Consider the following 17815-nt stretch of genomic DNA (forward strand, 5'->3'; position numbering starts at 1 on the left):
TATGGCAACTGCTTCTGTCATCGGCAATGAGCATATGAAGGCTGTTGCTAACGGATGGCGATCGCGAGTGGATGCGGCATCAACAATTGCAGCTGTTGGAAGCGGTGCGACCGGTATGATCGCCGATCGAATCGGAAATCTTTTTAACGATATTACCAATAGCATTTTGGGGCCCGTGCCAGCGGGTACGATTATACCGACATGGACACCCGCACCCGCAGCAACTCCACTGCCAGTGCCAAATGCCGCTACTACGCCCCCGCCTCCGATACCCGCGCCGCCGCGAGTACCAGTCAATCCAGTACGCAAACCTCGCAGGAGGCCACGCCTTCCCCCGCCGACGACCCATAGGGGTCATCCCGGAAGTGGATATGAACAAACAGGTGGAGGGGGGGCGTGGGCCAGTTTTCTGGCTAGAGTGATATGACTAACTACTGATCCCTATTTAGAGTGCGCTTGCCTGCTAAATGCATGGGGCATTGCGATTTGCACTGCTGACACAACGCATTCGCGGGCAAGCGCGCTCCTACAGATTTTGCGTCCATCTCACGTGCATGGACGGACGCGATTCGGAGGAGCCTTAATTCAGCACGCCATCCAGGATTTCATAAACAATTCCGCTGCCGATTGCGATCAGCACAACGTCCGGGCCCAGGCGGCGCCATTCGTAGCCATCGTATTGCGGCAGGTATTGCAGCGAGCGTTGGTCCAGTCGACGGCCATAACCGCGTGGCAGCGGGTGGCCTTTGACGATGTGGACGCCGGGAGGCAGTGGCTGACCGCGACCGATGACTTCCCGGTGCTCGGTGATGGTCCGGCGCACGTCGCCGAAGTCGGCAGGAGGACGCCCGCCACGCTGGTTGTTGCCACGGTTATCGGTGCGCGGTTCGTTGCGATGGTCGTTGCCGTTGCCGTTGCCGTTGCCGTTGTTATTGCCGTTGCCGCGATCGCCCTGCGGACCGCCCTGCGGACCATTGGGTTGGCCGTGGTCCTGATGCTGGCCGGGGCCATTGTCATCGCCGCCGCGTTGATCCGGTGGTGCAGCCTGAACCAGCGCGCTGGCGCTGAGCATCAACACACCCAACCCGGCGATCAAACGATTCGAGACTTTCATGTAGCGCGCTCCTGAGCCAATACGGGCAGCAAAAAGGGGTTCAGAACGTGGTCCTGAACCCCTTCGCTGTACGGCTTAGTGTGCTGCCAGAGAACGAGATTCCTCTGTATCAGAAACTTTACCTTCGGCTACGCGGGCTTTACGCACCCCTTCCGACAACTGCGCGCACAAATCCAGCACGCCGCTGACTGCTTGTTCTGGGGAAGACGCATTGGCGATCTGGTCGATCAATGCCGAGCCGACAACAACACCGTCGGCCACGCGCGCAATGGCTGCTGCTTGCTCAGCCGTGCGAATCCCGAAGCCGACACTGATTGGCAGATCGGTATGGCGGCGCAGGCGTTGCACAGCATCCTTGACGTGATCAATGGTTGCCGAGCCCGCACCCGTCACACCCGCTACCGACACGTAGTAGACGAAACCTGAGCTACCGTTGAGCACCGTAGGCAAACGAACGTCATCGGTGGTCGGTGTGGTCAGACGAATGAAGTCCAGGCCAGCGTCCTGCGCAGGGTCGCACAGCTCGGCGTTGTGCTCTGGCGGCAGATCCACCACGATCAATCCGTCAACGCCCGAGGTATGGGCTTCGGAGATGAAGCGCTCAATCCCGTAATTATGAATCGGGTTGTAGTAACCCATCAGTACCAGTGGCGTTGTGCTGTCCTCTTCGCGAAACTCACGCACCATCTGCAGCGTTTTTGCGAGATTTTGCTTGGCGTTGAGTGCGCGAATATTGGCCAGCTGAATCGCCGGGCCGTCGGCCATCGGGTCAGTGAATGGCATGCCCAGTTCGATCACATCGGCACCTGCCTTCGGCAATCCCTTGAGAATAGCCAGCGAGGTGTCATAGCCCGGATCGCCTGCGGTGACGAAGGTCACCAAGGCTGCGCGATTTTGTTCTTTCAGTTCGGCAAAACGTGTTTGCAGGCGGCTCATCAGTGTTTCTCCTGCTGGGACAAATCAAGGTGGTGCATCACGGTTTGCATGTCTTTGTCACCACGACCGGACAGGTTGACCACCATCAGGTGATCCTTTGGCAGCGATGGTGCGCGTTTGAAGACTTCAGCCAGGGCGTGAGCGGTTTCCAGCGCCGGGATGATGCCCTCGAGGCGGCAGCATCGGTGGAAGGCAGCCAGCGCTTCGTCGTCAGTGACGGAGGTGTATTCGACCCGGCCAACGTCGTGCAACCAGGCGTGCTCAGGACCAATGCCTGGGTAATCGAGGCCGGCTGAAATCGAGTGGGCGTCGGTGATCTGGCCATCGTCGTCCTGCAGCAGGAAAGTGCGGTTGCCATGCAGTACGCCCGGAACGCCGCCGTTCAGGCTGGCGGCGTGCTTGCCGGTTTCGATGCCGTGACCAGCCGCCTCCACGCCGATGATGCGCACACTCTTGTCATCCAGAAACGGGTAAAACAGGCCCATGGCATTGGAGCCACCGCCAACGCACGCCACCAGACTGTCCGGCAGGCGACCTTCGTGCTCCTGCATCTGTACACGTGTTTCCTTGCCGATGACGGCCTGGAAATCGCGGACCATGGCCGGGTAAGGATGAGGGCCGGCGACGGTGCCGATCAGGTAGAAGGTGCTGTCGACATTGGTGACCCAGTCACGCAGCGCCTCGTTCATGGCGTCTTTCAGCGTGCCGGTGCCGGAGACCACCGGAATGATCGTGGCACCCAGCAGCTTCATGCGAAATACATTGGCCTGCTGACGTTCGATGTCAGTGGTGCCCATGTAGATGACGCATTCCAGCCCGAAGCGCGCGGCGACCGTCGCCGTTGCAACGCCGTGCATGCCGGCACCGGTCTCGGCAATGATGCGTTTTTTGCCCATGCGCCGCGCCAGCAGAATCTGGCCGATGCAATTGTTGATCTTATGCGCGCCGGTGTGGTTGAGCTCTTCGCGCTTCAAGTAAATCTTCGCGCCGCCACAGTATTCGGTCAGGCGTTCGGCAAAATACAGCGGGTTGGGACGGCCCACGTAGTCGCGCTGGAAGTAGGCAATATCGTTGAGAAATGATGGATCAGTCTTCGCGATTTCATACTCGCGGCTCAGATCAAGAATCAGCGGCATCAGCGTTTCAGCGACATAACGGCCGCCGAACCCGCCAAACATACCGCGGTCGTCCGGGCCGCTGCTGTAGGCATTTTGTGTCTGGGTCTGGGTCATGTGGACCTCCGGGGATGCGAATTGGATGAGCCGTCAGGCAGTGATCACACTCTAACCAGCGCCAGCGACGATGAAAACCGATAAGATCGAGGCAACCTGTCAGGAAAACTCACCTATCCCATGAGCCGAGACCTTCCGCCCCTCAACGCCCTGCGTGCGTTTGAAGCCACCGCCCGGCTGAACAGCGTCAGTCAGGCGGCTGAGCAATTGCACGTGACCCATGGTGCCGTAAGTCGTCAGTTGAAAGTGCTGGAAGAGCACTTGGGCGTTGGCCTGTTCATCAAGGACGGACGTGGCCTGAAACTCACAGATGCAGGGATCCGTCTGCGCGACGCGAGCGCTGAAGCGTTCGACCGCCTGCGCGCTGTCTGTGCCGAACTTAGCCAGGGCAGCGCAGATGCGCCGTTCGTACTGGGTTGTTCAGGAAGCTTGCTGGCGCGCTGGTTCATCCCGCGGCTGGGGCGCCTGAATGCCGACCTCCCCGACCTGCGCCTGCATTTGTCCGCGGGAGAAGGAGACCTCGACCCACGGCGCCCGGGGCTGGACGCGTTGCTGATATTCGCCGAGCCGCCGTGGCCTGCGGACATGCAGGTCTTCGAGCTTGCCAGCGAGCGCATAGGGCCGGTGATGAGTCCACGATTCGCACGGTTCGACGAGCTACGGCACGCACCGGTCCACGCGCTATTGGGTGAGCCCTTGCTACAGACCACATCGCGGCTGCAAGCCTGGCCGACATGGGCGACGCAAAACGGCATCGAGCCCGACGCGCTGAGCTACGGACAGGATTTCGAGCATTTGTATTATTTACTGGAGGCGGCCGTCGCGGGCCTGGGGGTTGCGATCGCACCAGAGCCATTGGTGGCTGAGGACTTGAAGGCCGGACGCCTGGCTGCGCCATGGGGGTTCAGTGAAACCCCGGCGCAGCTGGCGTTATGGGTACCAAAGCGCGCTGCCGATGGGCGCGCTCAGCACCTGGCTCGATGGCTCAAGCAGGAACTCGAGCGATCGGGGCGGGCTTGATCAGCCGCGCTTGCACAGCAGGTAGGCTGCCAGCAGGCCGATTGCGCCGACGGCGACGCCTGCGGTGGTCCAAGGGTGCTCTTGGGCGTAATCACGGGTCGCAACGCTGGTTTCGCGAGTTTTGACTTTGACGTCTTCGTAGACATCGCTCAACAGGCTGCGCGAATGGCTCAGCGCGCTTTCAGCGTTGGCTTTCAGGTTTTTCAGGGTCTTGCGCGACTCGTCGGAAGCGTCGGACTTCAAGCCTTCCAGCGACTTGAGCAGACTCTCGATCTCGGCTTCCATGCTTTGCAACGACGCTTTACGGGATGACGTGAATGCCATGATTTGACTCTCCTGCTGTGATGAGTGGCGTGTGTTGTTTCCGACTACAGGGTTTCGAGAAAGTGCAGTGCGTGATGTGAAGTACCGTTTCTTCTGAACTTTTGGGGGCATTTCGGCACAGAGGTAGTGAACACAATCACTGCGGCGCTGCCACCGCGCAACACCCTTCAGGAGAACTGCCATGTCTGATCATCACACTTACAAAATGCTGGAACTGGTTGGCTCATCGACTGTGAGCACCGACGAAGCGATTCAGAACGCAATCGCCCAGGCGGCCAAATCCGTGAAACTCATGGAATGGTTCGAAGTACTGGAAACCCGCGGTCACATTGAAGATGGCAAAGTGGGCCACTTCCAGGTCACCATCAAGGTCGGCTTCCGCATCGACAACAGCTAAGTCGCTGAACTTTTGCAGTGGCCGAGTGCCACAACCTTCGCTATACATACCGCGCAGTCGTGACTTTTCCAAGGTGACGACGCAGGTTCATGTAGTCAGGCCGCTCGATTGGAGCGGCCTTGTTGATCCTAAAATTGCGCCTGACGAGGGGATGTACCGATGAAAAAAGTTCTGTTGGCCATAGGCTTGTTGAGCATCGCGGGCACTACCATGGCCGCTGGCAAATCGTGCGATGACGTGAAAGCCGATATCGACGCGAAGATCAAAGCCAAAGGCGTTTCTTCCTACACGCTGGAAGCTGTTGAAAAAGGCAGCTCGGCGGACGGCAAAGTCGTCGGCACCTGCGAAGGCGGCAGCATGGAAATCGTTTACAAGCGCGGCTGATACCGGCCCGCTGACATAAAAAAACCGACGCATCTGGCGTCGGTTTTTTTGGCAGACCGTTTTAGCGCGTGGCCCTGTATCAGCCCCTCGCTGCTTGCGCCAGGATCTCGTAAGAGCGAAGGCGATCGGCATGTTCGTACATGTCGCAGGTGAATATCAGCTCGTCCGCGTCGGTCTGTTCAAGCAGCACGTCCAGCTTCGCGCGAATCTTCTCCGGGCCGCCGACGACCGCCAGCCCCAGGAAATCCATCACTGCGTCGCGTTCATGGGGCAGCCACAGGCCATTCATGCTCTCGACGGGCGGCTTCTGCATCAAGCTCTGCCCACGCATCAGGCTCAGAATCCGTTGATACACCGACGTCACCAGATACTCGGCTTGCTCGTCGGTTTCTGCGGCGGCCAGCGGCACGCCGAGCATCACGTAGGGCTTGTCGAGCACCTCGGAAGGTTTGAAGTGACTGCGGTAGACGCGAATCGCTTCGTGCATGAAACGCGGCGCGAAGTGCGACGCGAATGCATACGGTAGCCCTCGCTCACCGGCCAGTTGAGCGCTGAACAGGCTCGAACCCAGCAACCAGATCGGCACGTTGGTGTTGGTCCCCGGCACAGCGAGAACCCGCTGATGAGGCTGACGCGGTCCGAGGTAGTTGACCAGTTCAGTCACGTCATCCGGGAAATCATCGGAACTGCCGGAGCGTTCGCGACGCAGGGCGCGGGCGGTCATCTGATCGGAACCTGGCGCGCGGCCGAGGCCAAGGTCGATACGCCCCGGGAACAAGCTTTCCAGCGTGCCGAACTGCTCGGCGACCACCAGCGGCGCGTGGTTGGGCAGCATGATCCCGCCCGACCCAACCCGGATGGTCGATGTCCCACCGGCCAGGTAGGCCAGCAGAACAGAAGTCGCCGAACTGGCGATGCCGTCCATGTTGTGGTGCTCGGCCACCCAGAAACGGTTGTAGCCCCATTTCTCGACGTGTTGCGCCAGATCCAGCGCGTTACGCAGCGATTCCGCCGGGCCTTTGTCTTCGCGGACGGGCACCAGATCGAGCGTCGAAATCTTCACATCAGCTAATCGTTTCATAGGCCGTTGTTGATCCTCTTGAGGCTTGAATCGGCGCATCCGTCGGGGGACATCACGCGAGCAAACCGGCATTAAGACTAAATATTTGCGTTAAGCCATAGGATAAGGGCGGATTTCAGAGTTGCAATGGGGAATGCGAAATTTCCTACTAATTTGGTCGGATTTTAACGGTGCGACCGTCCGCAAAAAAGCACGTGCGGCACAAGCGTTGAACTAAGTCCCGCCTACACTCCTCAGAACTTTGGTCCGCGTGCGAGCGAAATCGCACTTTTTCATGAGGAGACACCATGAGCATCGTCAAGAAAGCATCCGCCCACTGGGAAGGTGACCTGAAGTCGGGTATCGGCAGCATCTCTACTGAAACCGGCGTCCTGCGCGAAGCGCCGTACGGCTTCAAGGCCCGTTTTGAAGGCGGCAAGGGCACCAATCCGGAGGAACTGATCGGCGCAGCCCACGCTGGCTGCTTCTCGATGGCCCTGTCGATGATCCTCGGCAATGCCAACCTGAAAGCTGACAGCATCGACACCACTGCTGACGTCACCCTGGATCAAGTCGATGGCGGTTTCGCAATCACCGCAGTGCACCTGACACTGAAAGCCAAGATCCCTGGCGCGACTCAGGAGCAGTTCGAAAAGCTGACCAACGATGCGAAGGAAGGCTGCCCGGTTTCGAAAGTGCTGAACGCCAAAATCACGCTCGATGCCACGCTCGTGAGCTGATTTGCTTCACCGCTGTACTCGATGGCCCGCAATTGCGGGCCATCTTCGTTATGGACGCGCGCCAGAACCGGCGTGCGCCCCCACGGTCACATGCAAGGCCGATGCGTATCGCACGGTGTCGAAGGAGTCGATCATGAAACGTATCGCCGCAATACTGATTCTCGGTGCACTGACCACCAGTGCCTTCGCAGCGCCCAAGCCCTGCGATGAGCTCAAGGACGAAATCGAGGCCAAAATCCAGGCTCAGAATGTCAGCTCTTACACGCTGGAAGTAGTGACCAATGAAGAGGTCCATGACCAGAACATGGTCGTCGGCACCTGCGAAAACGGCACGAAAAAGATCATCTATCAGAACAACGATCGGTAGCTCGGGCGTTGAGCGAAGTGTTTCGTGAGCCTTGAATGAGCGAGTCCCTGTGCGCGTTGCCGTCGCGATCACGGGTCACGGAATTCAGCAGCGTCGTGGGACACAGAAGCCTTATGGAATACAGAAGATGTCCCCCTCCTCCGCGAGCACGTTGCGTTGCTCGTCCCGCAACTGTGCGTCGATGCTGTTGGTGATATTGCGCACATCCAGACGGTAGCGGTGGCCGGCCTCGAAGCGGTCGTAGTTGATCGTCACGTAGCAGGTTCGCTCGTTGTAGATGTCCATCGACAAGCCCATCGCGCCGGGCGCGTAGTCGTAGTCGTAACGCACTTCGAGCTTGTGTTTGCCGGGCGTCACCTGAAAGAAGCGACCATCGTAGGTGCGCACGCCGTCCAGTTTGTCGGCCATCAGGGTTTTGCCGGTGAAGGTGTGCAGGTCGACCCACGCCTGTTGGGGATCGACCGCAGGCAGCGGTCCCGCGCATCCAGCCAGAAGACTCAGGGCAACGAGGAACAGAGGCGAGCGCATGATGAACTCCGCAGCAGGACAAATGGCGATGATGGTTGCGTCAGCGGCGGGCTGTCCGGCATAACGCTGGTGTTTGGACTTCATGAATATCGACGTTAAGGCTGCTGCATGATTCGATCGAAAAAGGCCTGGCTGCAACGCGGCCTGCCGGTGCTGGCGACTTTACTCCTCAGCGGCTGTTCCAGTCTTTCCTATTACTCACAGCTGGCCAGCGGTCAGATGGCGCTGTTGCGGGCGCGTGAACCGGTTGCGGACGTCATCGCTGACCCGAAGCGCGACCCTACGCTGCGGGATCATCTGCGCACATCTCAGCAGGCCCGTGCGTTTGCGACCGAGCATCTGCACCTGCCGGATAACCGCAGCTATCGCCTTTACGCCGACATCCATCGCGCGTATGTCGTCTGGAACGTCTTCGCGACCGGCGAATTTTCCCTTGATCCTGTCACCCATTGCTTCCCCATCGCCGGGTGCGTGGCCTATCGCGGCTATTACACCCAGGGCGCGGCGCGCGGGGATGCGGCCGTGCAGAAACTTGAGGGCAAAGACGTGTATGTCAGCGGCGTTGAGGCGTATTCGACGCTCGGCTGGTTCGATGACCCGATCATGAGCTCGATGATGAACTGGGGCGATGAGCGACTGGCCACGCTGATCTTCCACGAGCTGGCGCACCAGCGGTTTTACGTGAAGGACGACAGTGAATTCAACGAGTCCTACGCCAGTTTCGTGGAGCGGGAAGGCACGCGTCAGTGGCGCGCGGCGCGGGGATTGCCTGCCGAAGGTGGGTCTTCGGAAGCGCGGCGACGGGATCAGCTGACTCAACTGGCCCTCGACACCCGGGATCGGCTGAAAGCGCTGTACGCCGAGCCGCTGAGCCCCCAGGTGATGCGCGAACGCAAGGCCGCTGAGTTCGAGCGTCTGCGCAGGGAGTATCGGCAGTTGCGCGACAGCCAGTGGGGCGGCGACAAGCGTTTCGACGGCTGGGTGTATGCACCGATGAACAACGCACGCCTGCTGCCCATCGGTTTGTACGATCAGTGGGTGCCGGCGTTCGAGGCGTTGTTCAGGCAGGTCAACGGCGATTGGCCCGCGTTCTATTCAGCGGTGGAAAAGCTGGGCAAATTGCCCATGGAGGAACGCAAGGTGGCGCTGCAGCGGCTGGCCCAAAAAGCCTGAGCGGCATGATCGTTCCTACAGATTGACTGGCCTCAGGTATCGAGAAACGCCTGATGCAGCGCGCTGACAGACTCAAAGCGATACGTCGGCGCCTCGGCTTCCAGCTCGTCACGACTGCCAAACCCGTACCCCACCGCTGCCACGTCCAAGCCGTTGCGCTTGCCGCCAATCAAATCGTGTTTGCGGTCCCCGATCATCAGCGTCTGTTTTGGGTCGAGCTGCTCTTCGTCCAGCAAGTGCCGGATCAGCTCGACCTTGTCAGTGCGGGTGCCGTCCAGCTCGCTGCCGTAGATCACCTTGAAATGGCGCGCGAAGTCGAAATGCCGGGCAATTTCATGGGCGAATACCCAGGGCTTGGATGTCGCGATGTACAGCGTGCGGCCCTGATCCGAGAGCATGTCGAGCAGTTCGAAGATGCCTTCGAACACCAGGTTCTCGTACAGGCCCGTCACCTTGAAACGCTCGCGGTAAAAGCCCACCGCGTCCCAGGCCTTCGCTTCGTCGAAATCGTAGGCGCGCATGAATTGCTGCAACAGCGGCGGGCCGATGAAATGCTCAAGCCGGGTGATGTCGGGTTCGTCGATACCCAGCTTGCTCAAGGCAAACTGGATGGACCGGGTGATGCCTTCGCGCGGATCGGTCAGAGTGCCGTCCAGATCGAACAGAATATTCTGGTAATGCATGTGTGCTCTCAGCAGGGTTTGTCGAAGCCTTCGGCCAGGTGCTGGTCTTTCAACTTCACGTAATTGGTCGCGCTGTAAGGGAAGAAAGCGATCTCTTTCTCGGTCAGCGGGCGCATCTGCTTCACCGGACGCCCGACGTAGAGAAACCCGCTCTCGAGGCGTTTGCCGGGCGGCACCAGGCTCCCCGCGCCGATGATCACCTCGTCCTCCACCACCGCGCCATCCATGATCGTGGTGCCCATGCCGATCAGAATGCGATTGCCGACGGCGCATCCGTGCAGCATGACCTTGTGGCCGATGGTCACTTCATCGCCGATCAACAGCGGGAAACCGTCGGGGTTGAACGGCCCGGCATGGGTGATGTGCAGCACACTGCCGTCCTGCACGCTGGTGCGCGCGCCGATGCGGATGCGGTGCATGTCGCCGCGGATGACCGTCAGCGGCCAGACCGAACTGTCGGCGCCGATTTCGACATCGCCGATCACAACCGCCGAATGGTCGACAAACGCCCGCTCGCCAAGGGCCGGGGTGTGGTTCTGGAACGTGCGAATGGCCACGATAGGCTCCTTCTCTGGCGCCGATAGCTGCGGTCGGCGCCGATTCTAATTAAGATGCGTGGGTGTTTCTTTTAGCCAAGGTGCCAAACCGTGAGCGCGAACAACCCTCTGTTGCAATCCTACGACCTGCCACCTTTCTCGGCGATTCGTGCCGAGCATGTAAAACCTGCCATCGAACAGATTCTCGCCGACAATCGCGCCGCGATTGCCGACATCCTCGCCAAGCAAGGTTCGCAGCCTACATGGGCTGGCCTGGTGCTGGCGATGGACGAACTCAACGATCGCCTGGGCGCCGCCTGGAGCCCGGTCAGTCACCTTAACGCCGTGTGCAACAGCGCGGAACTGCGCGAAGCCCATGAGTCTTGTCTGCCGGCCCTGAGCGCCTATTCGACAGAAATGGGCCAGAACCGCGAGCTGTTCCAGGCCTTCGAAGCCTTGGCCAACAGCCCGGAAGCGGCGAATTTCGACGTCGCCCAGAAGACCATTCTCGAGCAATCGCTGCGCGACTTCCGCCTGTCGGGCATTGATCTGCCGCCGGAGCAGCAAAAACGCTACGCCGAGGTGCAGAGCAAGCTGTCCGAGCTGGGCAGCCAGTTCTCCAACCAATTGCTCGACGCGACTCAAGCCTGGAGCAAGCACGTCACTGATGACGCCGCCCTCGCCGGCCTGACAGATTCGGCCAAAGCCCAAATGGCCGTCGCTGCCCAGGCAAAAGACCTGGAAGGCTACCTGATCACCCTCGAGTTCCCGAGCTACTACGCCGTCATGACCTATGCCGAAGACCGTGCGCTGCGTGAAGAAGTCTACGCGGCGTATTGCACCCGCGCGTCTGACCAGGGGCCGAACGCAGGCAAAAACGACAACGGTCCGATCATGGAGCAGATTCTCGATCTGCGTCAGGAACTGGCCAAACTGCTGGGTTTCGCCAGCTTCTCCGAGCTGAGTCTGGCCACCAAGATGGCTGAGTCGAGCGATCACGTTCTTAGCTTCCTCCGTGATCTGGCCAAGCGCAGCAAGCCGTTTGCCGTTCAGGATTTGCAGCAGTTGAAAGCCTATGCCGCCGAGCAAGGCTGCCCGGACCTGCAAAGCTGGGACAGCGGTTTCTATGGCGAGAAACTGCGTGAACAGCGCTACAGCGTTTCTCAGGAAGCCCTGCGCGCCTATTTCCCGGTCGACAAAGTGCTGACCGGCCTGTTCGCGATCGTACAAAAACTGTACGGCATTGAAATCGCCGAACAGAAGGGCTTCGACACCTGGCACCCGGACGTTCGCCTGTTCGAAATCAAGGAAAACGGCCAGCACGTCGGCCGCTTCTTCTTTGATCTCTACGCCCGCGCCAACAAGCGTGGCGGCGCGTGGATGGACGGCGCCCGCGATCGTCGTCGCACCGCTGAAGGCACACTGCAAAGCCCGGTGGCCAATCTGGTCTGTAACTTCACCCCGGCGGTCAGCGGCAAGCCTGCGCTGCTTACCCACGATGAAGTCACCACCCTGTTCCACGAATTTGGCCACGGCCTGCATCACCTGCTGACCCGCGTCGAGCATGCGGGCGCGTCGGGCATCAATGGCGTGGCGTGGGATGCGGTCGAATTGCCTAGCCAGTTCATGGAAAACTGGTGCTGGGAGCCGGACGGCCTGGCGCTGATCTCCGGTCATTACGAAACCGGTGAACCGCTGCCTCAGGACCTGCTGGAAAAAATGCTCGCGGCGAAGAATTTTCAGTCCGGGCTGATGATGGTTCGCCAACTGGAATTCTCACTGTTCGACTTCGAGCTGCACGCTACCCACGGCGACGGCCGCACCACGCTGCAAGTGCTCGAAGCCGTGCGTGACGAGGTGTCGGTCATGCGTCCGCCCGCGTACAACCGCTTCCCGAACAGCTTCGCACACATCTTTGCCGGCGGTTATGCGGCGGGCTATTACAGCTACAAGTGGGCCGAAGTGCTATCTGCCGATGCGTTCTCCAAGTTCGAGGAAGAAGGCGTATTCAACGAGCAGACCGGCCGGGCTTTCCGTGAGGCCATTCTGGCGCGGGGCGGGTCCCAGGCGCCGATGGTGCTGTTCGTCGACTTCCGCGGACGCGAGCCTTCGATTGACGCACTCTTGCGCCATTCGGGCTTGAGTGAGGAAGCGGCAGCATGACCGAGACACCGCAGGTGATTACCAAGAAACGCTTCATCGCCGGGGCTATCTGCCCGGCGTGCAGCGAGCCTGACAAGTTGATGATGTGGAACGAAGACGACCTGCCGCACCGTCAATGCGTGCACTGCGGTTATTCCGACACCCTCAATGCGCAGGGGCAATCGATCCCGACAGAACTTGGCACGCGAGTGAACAAGCCTGTGGTGAAGCCGGCCGATCCCAAGGTGCAGGGCGTGCAGTTCTTCCCGAATCCGAAGCTGAAAAAGCCGGTTGATCCGAGTTGACGTGATTTCTGATAAAGAAAGGGATACCTGCAATGGGTATCCCTTTTTTTTGCGTTTGCGGATTACCGGGCGCCGTTGAGATAGGCGAAAGAGATTTTGCCACCGACGGCCCTGGTGTAATTCGTGACTTTAATATCGGCGTTTGAGTAGCTGCTGTTGAACCCCGGGATGACCACGGGAAGGGTAATGTCGCGCAGGACCTCCACCGTCGTGCGACCCTCGTTGAAATTGCCTTGGGGATGGCCCGTGAGCGTGAAAGACGTGCCCGCTTTGGCTTTGATGATCCGGGCCGACTTAACTTCATCGTTGGAGCAGCCAAAGCTGTTGCTCTTCATCTTCATGGTGTAGCTCGAACTGAAAGGAATCACGCAGTCCAGATTCTGACTGGCGTTAGTGCCCTCGTAGAACGCCACGGATGCGTCCGAAAAGTCGGTGGGGGTCCGGCCAATGACAATGCGTGAAGTCTTGCCATCAAGCCCGTTGTTGCGGTTATAAACTGCCTGAAAGTTGCTGTTGCTCGCGTCGGACTCGAAGCTCGGGATGACCACACGCTCGCCAATTCCGATGTTGCGCTTCACGTCGATGGTGATGTGGTCGTCCTGGGTATTGCCACTGCCACTGTCGAACAACTGAATGCGGGTTCCACTGGCAACACCCGACAAGGACATCGACCTCGCCTCATCGTTTTCACAACCGTTGGCCTTGCGATCAACCACCCCGGTTCGGACAGGGATCACGCAGACAATGTCTTGTGACCGGCTTGCATTTCGACCTTCATGCAGAAAGATGCCGCCGTTGTTGAGCGCAGCGGTATAACGCTCCGCCTCACCGCTTTTGTAATTGTTGATACCAACGTAGTTGGGGACAACACCACAGTTGTCCTGGCGGCGCTTGAGGTAGGTCAGATTGTTGTCGTAGCTGGCCGAATCGAAGACGGTCGATGTGCCCGGGTGAAACTGGTTCATGAGGAACAACCGTTTCCACTGCTTGCCCGTCGAGGTGGCAACCTTTGCGGTGTTGAGGGGTAAACCGCCCCATCGCGTTGGACATGCCCAGTCATGAGTACTTTCGATGCTGCTGGCGATGTTCCCCAAGGTGTCCCAATGGTTCTGCAGCATCCAGTCCTGATCAAACATGACCGTGATCTTTTTGCCCTGAACCCAGTAGTCGCCTGCGACCTCGCGTTTGTCCGTGAACAGGAGCAAGCGGTTATTGCGTGCCGCCATCTGGTTGATCGTCGGCCAACGGTCCGCCGCGAAGTTTGCAGGGTCGAATGAAACACTCGCCAATTCCGGCAACGTATTGAACACCTCCTGCAAATGCTCCCGCTTAACGTACGTTTCAAGGAACAGCGTCACCACCTCCCCTGGATTCCTCTGGAGGAAAGGCAGGAACTCTTTTTTTAAATGGGCAGATAACGGTCCATAGCAGGCAATTTGCTGATGGCACACTTTGATACGTTCTTCGGGGCGAGGGTTTGAACCTTCCACATAGAGATCAAGCATGAAACCCCGGACACCATCATTGAGCTGGGCCGGCATCTCCTTCAGGTTCTGGTTGATCTTTTCATAGGAATTGTGGGTGGTGACCCAGCTGTATTCGTTGAATGGTTTGTTTCGTGAGTCGAGCGTCGTCGCGTATGCGTCAAGTGTGCCGATGCTCAAGAGCGTCGCCAGCGCGCACGTCGAGTAATTGAATGTCATTGTCGAAATCCTTTTCGATAGGGTGTTTCCGGTAAGCGTTGATTGCCTCCATGCCGTGATTGGCACCTGCTGAGTAGTAGTTGTGTTTTGCGTCAGTGCAAACGTTGCGCTGTTCAGGTGTATTGCAAGATGCAAAGGCGTTGAGAGCAATCAGGCACCGTTGATTGCCAACGGAGGGGGCATACCCTTAGTTGATCATGCCCACTTTGTGAGACAACCCTTTGATGGCACAAAGGGCAAATACGCTCGTGCTGCACGCACCGCTGTCCATCGCTGACTTCAACGCCGCCACGTCGACAGTGTTGATGTAGGCGATCCCCCGCTTGAGGCTGTCTTGGTCGCCGTAGCCGCCGTGTTGCATCTCATCGAGGGCTGACTGCTTGCTCCAGCCCTGAGCAACGATGCGGTACATCGCTGCCACCAGACCGGTCCGGTCCAGGCCATGCTTGCAGTGAATCAGTACCGGCCCTTTTTGCTGCGCGGCCTGGATAGCCCTCAGGCTTTCAATCACATCGGCATCGTCGATGTGCACCACCTGCAGCGGAATCTGCACCTGCTCGACGGACGTGTCGGATAGCCATTTACTGTCACTTTCCTTGAGGAAGTTGATCACTGTGTGCACGCCAAGCTGCTGCAGAAGCGGCTGTACTGCAGCGTCCGGCTGGCGACTGCGATAAAGCGTTGGCGTGATCTGGTAGAGGTTGTAGTGCGCATCCACGAGTTGCGCCCACTGCGCCGGGCGTGATGATTGCGCCGGTGAAGAATCGTCGGCTCGAGCGAGGGAGGCAGATGACACCGCCAGTAGCAGGGCGAGTTGAGCAGCAAGCGGGCGAAGGCGCATGGAAGACGTACCGTGGAAACCAGCCATTTATCGATGGGGCAAGTTTTCGCTGCTTTGGGTCAAGGCGCTGTGAGGCGCGTGTCAAAAGTTGGTGAAAGCCGTTGATCGGTGCCGGGGTTTTTTTCAGGGTCTGAGCGTGAGGGAAATAGGTATTTCGCGATACTGTATGCATAACCAGTTATCAAGGAGCCGTCATGTCCATTCAGTTGCCCCCACGCGGGCGCGGCACCGCGACCAACCCGCATAACCGCTTCGCGCCCAACCGATCCGTGGTCGAAGACGACGGCTGGTATCAGGAAGTGCCGCTGACCCAGGGCACCACCGTTACGATGGAAACCGCCAAGAGCATCATCGCGCGCAACTCATCGCCCGACATCCCTTTCGACCGCTCGATCAATCCGTATCGGGGATGTGAACACGGTTGTATTTACTGCTACGCCCGGCCGAGCCACGCCTACTGGGACATGTCGCCGGGGCTGGACTTCGAAACCAGACTGATCGCCAAAACCAATGCGGCTGCCCTGCTGGAGCAGCAGCTGTCCAAGCCAGGCTATAGCGTCGCACCGATCACCCTGGGCGCGAATACCGATCCGTATCAGCCCATCGAGCGCGAATACACATTGAGCCGGGCGACGCTGGAAGTGCTGCTGCGCTATCGCCATCCGGTGACGATCATCACCAAGGGCTCGCTGATTCTGCGGGATCTGGACCTGCTGGCCGAGCTGGCGAAGCTGCGGCTGGTATCAGTGTTCATCAGCCTCACGACGCTGGACGATGAGCTCAAGCGCATCCTTGAACCCCGTGCTGCGGCGCCCAGGGCCAGGCTGCGGGCGATTCGGGTCTTGCGCGACGCCGGTATTCCGGTGGGCGTCTTGCTGGCGCCGATGATTCCAATGATCAATGACATGGAGCTGGAGAAGTTGATGGCCGAGGCCAAGGCCGCCGGTGCATTGAGTGCGAGCTACGTAATGCTGCGTCTGCCGCTGGAGGTCGCCCCGCTGTTCGAAGAGTGGCTGCAGGCGCATTATCCGCAGAGGGCCGAACATGTGATGAGCCTGGTTCGACAAAGCCGCGGCGGTGAGGTGTACGACAGCCGCTTTGGCTCGCGAATGCGCGGTGAGGGGGTGTTCGCCGAACTGCTGGCGCAGCGTTACAGCCTGGCCATCAAGAAGTACGGCTTGAACCGGCGGGAAAGTTTTCAGCTGGACTGCAGCGCGTTTTGCCCGCCCGGTGGTCAGATGTCGCTGTTGTGACTCGGGTGGCGTCCTAACTGGGTTTCACCACGACAGGCGCTTGCGGTTTAGATTTTCTAACGCAAGACCCGCGATCTAGAGCCACGCATTCAGTTTCAATTAAGTTTGCGTCGTTAAGGTGAGTCGGAAGTGACCGATTGGTCTTGTAGGAAACGAGTCGTAAGAAGGCCAGAAAAGAGTGGGTCATCCACAGGATTCGCCGGAAAATTCACTTAAATCCGTCAGAGAGGATGAAACATGAGTGACCAGGATAAGCAGCCTCAGGCTGCGACGACAGGCGTTACGCCTCAGGTGGAAACCGCCGAGATGGCACTGAAGCAAATCGTTGATGGCTTCAAGCAATTTCGCCATGACGTCTTCCCTCAGCAGGAAGAACTGTTCAAGAAGCTCGCCACCGCCCAGCATCCCCGGGCCATGTTCATCACATGCGCCGATTCGCGCATCGTCCCGGAACTCATCACCCAGAGCTCGCCAGGCGACCTGTTCGTCACTCGCAACGTGGGTAACGTCGTCCCGCCTTATGGCCCCATGAATGGCGGCGTGTCGACGGCGATCGAGTACGCCGTTCTGGCCTTGGGCGTTCAGCACATCATCGTCTGCGGCCACTCCGATTGCGGGGCCATGCGCGCCGTTCTCAATCCCGACACCCTGGAAAAAATGCCGACGGTCAAAGCCTGGCTGCGTCATGCCGAGGTCGCCAAGACCGTTGTGCAAGACAACTGCAATTGCACCGGCGAGCATGAAACCATGCACGTGCTCACCGAAGAAAACGTCATCGCACAGCTGCAACACCTGCGCACGCACCCCTCCGTGGCGTCCAAGCTGGCCAGCGGCCAATTGTTTATCCACGGTTGGGTTTACGACATCGAGACCAGCGAGATCCGCGCCTACGATGCCGAGCAGGATTGCTTCCTGCCTCTGGATGGCGACCATCCGGTGCCCATGGCGTCGATTCCCCGCGGGCGATATTGATCGCTGGCTGACCCGCTGCGCCTGAGCGCAGCGGCGTCGGCCCTGACGGTTCCACCCCCATACAAGCTCGTAGCGGCCGCGCATAGCGCGTGCCGCCGGGCGTTG

General features: G+C 59.2%; 20 protein-coding genes. 10 read left to right on the forward strand and 10 right to left on the reverse strand.

The window, feature by feature from the left end; all coding sequences use genetic code 11:
• Positions 1-580: 580 nt before the first annotated feature.
• The 3 genes from M1E04_RS00155 to trpB all read right to left on the reverse strand — a co-directional run bounded on the left by M1E04_RS00155 (position 581) and on the right by trpB (position 3282).
• Complete coding sequence (locus tag M1E04_RS00155; RefSeq protein WP_456292193.1) at positions 581-1114, reverse strand: anti-virulence regulator CigR family protein; 534 nt, start codon at positions 1112-1114, stop codon at positions 581-583.
• A 75-nt stretch (positions 1115-1189) separates the two neighbouring features.
• Complete coding sequence (gene trpA, locus M1E04_RS00160) at positions 1190-2050, reverse strand: tryptophan synthase subunit alpha (RefSeq protein WP_192130576.1); 861 nt, start codon at positions 2048-2050, stop codon at positions 1190-1192.
• Positions 2050-3282, reverse strand: a complete 1233-nt coding sequence (gene trpB, locus M1E04_RS00165) for a tryptophan synthase subunit beta (protein WP_192130575.1) — start codon at positions 3280-3282, stop codon at positions 2050-2052. The genes trpA and trpB overlap by 1 nt, the downstream gene beginning before the upstream one ends.
• A 120-nt stretch (positions 3283-3402) precedes the next feature.
• Here trpB and M1E04_RS00170 point away from each other — a divergent pair, with 120 nt between their 5' ends.
• Positions 3403-4302 carry a LysR family transcriptional regulator gene (locus M1E04_RS00170; protein WP_456292194.1) on the forward strand — a complete coding sequence of 300 codons (900 nt, stop codon included), beginning with the start codon at positions 3403-3405 and terminating at the stop codon, positions 4300-4302.
• Here the strand turns inward: M1E04_RS00170 and M1E04_RS00175 are convergent, their stop codons facing one another.
• Positions 4303-4626, reverse strand: a complete 324-nt coding sequence (locus tag M1E04_RS00175) for a DUF883 family protein (RefSeq protein WP_037017008.1) — start codon at positions 4624-4626, stop codon at positions 4303-4305. It lies immediately after the preceding gene.
• 181 nt (positions 4627-4807) lie between these two features.
• Between M1E04_RS00175 and M1E04_RS00180 the strand changes: the two genes are divergently transcribed.
• The gene (locus M1E04_RS00180; protein WP_456292195.1) at positions 4808-5023 is read left to right on the forward strand and encodes a dodecin; all 216 of its coding nucleotides are present in this window, start codon (positions 4808-4810) and stop codon (positions 5021-5023) included.
• Positions 5024-5182: 159 nt separating this feature from the next.
• Positions 5183-5407, forward strand: coding sequence for a DUF1161 domain-containing protein (locus M1E04_RS00185; RefSeq protein WP_122623653.1), 225 nt, complete (start codon positions 5183-5185; stop codon positions 5405-5407).
• Between the two features lie 79 nt (positions 5408-5486).
• On the opposite strand, the gene M1E04_RS00190 is transcribed toward M1E04_RS00185, so the two are convergent.
• Positions 5487-6488 carry an LLM class flavin-dependent oxidoreductase gene (locus M1E04_RS00190; protein ID WP_296307455.1) on the reverse strand — a complete coding sequence of 334 codons (1002 nt, stop codon included), beginning with the start codon at positions 6486-6488 and terminating at the stop codon, positions 5487-5489.
• A gap of 287 nt (positions 6489-6775) precedes the next feature.
• On the opposite strand from M1E04_RS00190, the gene M1E04_RS00195 reads away from it, so the two are divergent.
• Positions 6776-7207, forward strand: a complete 432-nt coding sequence (locus tag M1E04_RS00195) for an OsmC family protein (protein ID WP_037017022.1) — start codon at positions 6776-6778, stop codon at positions 7205-7207.
• Positions 7208-7340: 133 nt separating this feature from the next.
• Positions 7341-7574, forward strand: coding sequence for a DUF1161 domain-containing protein (locus M1E04_RS00200; protein WP_065987990.1), 234 nt, complete (start codon positions 7341-7343; stop codon positions 7572-7574).
• A gap of 111 nt (positions 7575-7685) precedes the next feature.
• Here M1E04_RS00200 and M1E04_RS00205 read toward each other — a convergent pair whose 3' ends face one another.
• Positions 7686-8102 carry a PA0061/PA0062 family lipoprotein gene (locus M1E04_RS00205; protein ID WP_244656903.1) on the reverse strand — a complete coding sequence of 139 codons (417 nt, stop codon included), beginning with the start codon at positions 8100-8102 and terminating at the stop codon, positions 7686-7688.
• A 108-nt stretch (positions 8103-8210) separates the two neighbouring features.
• Between M1E04_RS00205 and M1E04_RS00210 the strand changes: the two genes are divergently transcribed.
• Positions 8211-9275: an aminopeptidase gene (locus M1E04_RS00210; protein WP_456292196.1), complete on the forward strand. Its 1065-nt coding sequence runs from the start codon at positions 8211-8213 to the stop codon at positions 9273-9275.
• Between the two features lie 32 nt (positions 9276-9307).
• Here the strand turns inward: M1E04_RS00210 and M1E04_RS00215 are convergent, their stop codons facing one another.
• Together M1E04_RS00215 and M1E04_RS00220 are read right to left on the reverse strand one after the other, a co-directional pair.
• Positions 9308-9958, reverse strand: coding sequence for an HAD family hydrolase (locus tag M1E04_RS00215; protein WP_456292197.1), 651 nt, complete (start codon positions 9956-9958; stop codon positions 9308-9310).
• 8 nt (positions 9959-9966) lie between these two features.
• The gene (locus tag M1E04_RS00220; protein WP_065987984.1) at positions 9967-10515 is read right to left on the reverse strand and encodes a gamma carbonic anhydrase family protein; all 549 of its coding nucleotides are present in this window, start codon (positions 10513-10515) and stop codon (positions 9967-9969) included.
• 90 nt (positions 10516-10605) lie between these two features.
• Between M1E04_RS00220 and prlC the strand changes: the two genes are divergently transcribed.
• Positions 10606-12657, forward strand: a complete 2052-nt coding sequence (prlC, locus tag M1E04_RS00225; protein ID WP_456292198.1) for an oligopeptidase A — start codon at positions 10606-10608, stop codon at positions 12655-12657.
• A complete protein-coding gene (locus M1E04_RS00230; RefSeq protein ID WP_369318178.1) occupies positions 12654-12941 on the forward strand; it encodes a YheV family putative zinc ribbon protein in 288 nt (95 codons plus the stop codon). The genes prlC and M1E04_RS00230 overlap by 4 nt, the downstream gene beginning before the upstream one ends.
• A gap of 62 nt (positions 12942-13003) precedes the next feature.
• Here M1E04_RS00230 and M1E04_RS00235 read toward each other — a convergent pair whose 3' ends face one another.
• Together M1E04_RS00235 and M1E04_RS00240 are read right to left on the reverse strand one after the other, a co-directional pair.
• Positions 13004-14644 carry a PI-PLC domain-containing protein gene (locus M1E04_RS00235; RefSeq protein WP_369318177.1) on the reverse strand — a complete coding sequence of 547 codons (1641 nt, stop codon included), beginning with the start codon at positions 14642-14644 and terminating at the stop codon, positions 13004-13006.
• A 187-nt stretch (positions 14645-14831) separates the two neighbouring features.
• Positions 14832-15485, reverse strand: coding sequence for a dual specificity protein phosphatase family protein (locus tag M1E04_RS00240; RefSeq protein WP_456292199.1), 654 nt, complete (start codon positions 15483-15485; stop codon positions 14832-14834).
• 194 nt (positions 15486-15679) lie between these two features.
• On the opposite strand from M1E04_RS00240, the gene M1E04_RS00245 reads away from it, so the two are divergent.
• Both M1E04_RS00245 and M1E04_RS00250 read left to right on the forward strand, forming a co-directional pair.
• Complete coding sequence (locus M1E04_RS00245) at positions 15680-16738, forward strand: PA0069 family radical SAM protein (RefSeq protein WP_369318175.1); 1059 nt, start codon at positions 15680-15682, stop codon at positions 16736-16738.
• Between the two features lie 306 nt (positions 16739-17044).
• The gene (locus tag M1E04_RS00250) at positions 17045-17710 is read left to right on the forward strand and encodes a carbonic anhydrase (RefSeq protein WP_410929792.1); all 666 of its coding nucleotides are present in this window, start codon (positions 17045-17047) and stop codon (positions 17708-17710) included.
• Positions 17711-17815: the final 105 nt, after the last annotated feature.

This window comes from Pseudomonas sp. AK106 (assembly GCF_053903055.1).

Coding starts and splice junctions, on each gene's coding strand:
- M1E04_RS00155 (WP_456292193.1), bottom strand. CDS start 1,114: ATGAAAGTCTCGAATCGTTTGATCGCCGGGTTGGGTGTGTTGATGCTC.
- trpA (WP_192130576.1), bottom strand. CDS start 2,050: ATGAGCCGCCTGCAAACACGTTTTGCCGAACTGAAAGAACAAAATCGC.
- trpB (WP_192130575.1), bottom strand. CDS start 3,282: ATGACCCAGACCCAGACACAAAATGCCTACAGCAGCGGCCCGGACGAC.
- M1E04_RS00170 (WP_456292194.1), top strand. CDS start 3,403: ATGAGCCGAGACCTTCCGCCCCTCAACGCCCTGCGTGCGTTTGAAGCC.
- M1E04_RS00175 (WP_037017008.1), bottom strand. CDS start 4,626: ATGGCATTCACGTCATCCCGTAAAGCGTCGTTGCAAAGCATGGAAGCC.
- M1E04_RS00180 (WP_456292195.1), top strand. CDS start 4,808: ATGTCTGATCATCACACTTACAAAATGCTGGAACTGGTTGGCTCATCG.
- M1E04_RS00185 (WP_122623653.1), top strand. CDS start 5,183: ATGAAAAAAGTTCTGTTGGCCATAGGCTTGTTGAGCATCGCGGGCACT.
- M1E04_RS00190 (WP_296307455.1), bottom strand. CDS start 6,488: ATGAAACGATTAGCTGATGTGAAGATTTCGACGCTCGATCTGGTGCCC.
- M1E04_RS00195 (WP_037017022.1), top strand. CDS start 6,776: ATGAGCATCGTCAAGAAAGCATCCGCCCACTGGGAAGGTGACCTGAAG.
- M1E04_RS00200 (WP_065987990.1), top strand. CDS start 7,341: ATGAAACGTATCGCCGCAATACTGATTCTCGGTGCACTGACCACCAGT.
- M1E04_RS00205 (WP_244656903.1), bottom strand. CDS start 8,102: ATGCGCTCGCCTCTGTTCCTCGTTGCCCTGAGTCTTCTGGCTGGATGC.
- M1E04_RS00210 (WP_456292196.1), top strand. CDS start 8,211: ATGATTCGATCGAAAAAGGCCTGGCTGCAACGCGGCCTGCCGGTGCTG.
- M1E04_RS00215 (WP_456292197.1), bottom strand. CDS start 9,958: ATGCATTACCAGAATATTCTGTTCGATCTGGACGGCACTCTGACCGAT.
- M1E04_RS00230 (WP_369318178.1), top strand. CDS start 12,654: ATGACCGAGACACCGCAGGTGATTACCAAGAAACGCTTCATCGCCGGG.
- M1E04_RS00235 (WP_369318177.1), bottom strand. CDS start 14,644: ATGACATTCAATTACTCGACGTGCGCGCTGGCGACGCTCTTGAGCATC.
- M1E04_RS00240 (WP_456292199.1), bottom strand. CDS start 15,485: ATGCGCCTTCGCCCGCTTGCTGCTCAACTCGCCCTGCTACTGGCGGTG.
- M1E04_RS00245 (WP_369318175.1), top strand. CDS start 15,680: ATGTCCATTCAGTTGCCCCCACGCGGGCGCGGCACCGCGACCAACCCG.
- M1E04_RS00250 (WP_410929792.1), top strand. CDS start 17,045: ATGGCACTGAAGCAAATCGTTGATGGCTTCAAGCAATTTCGCCATGAC.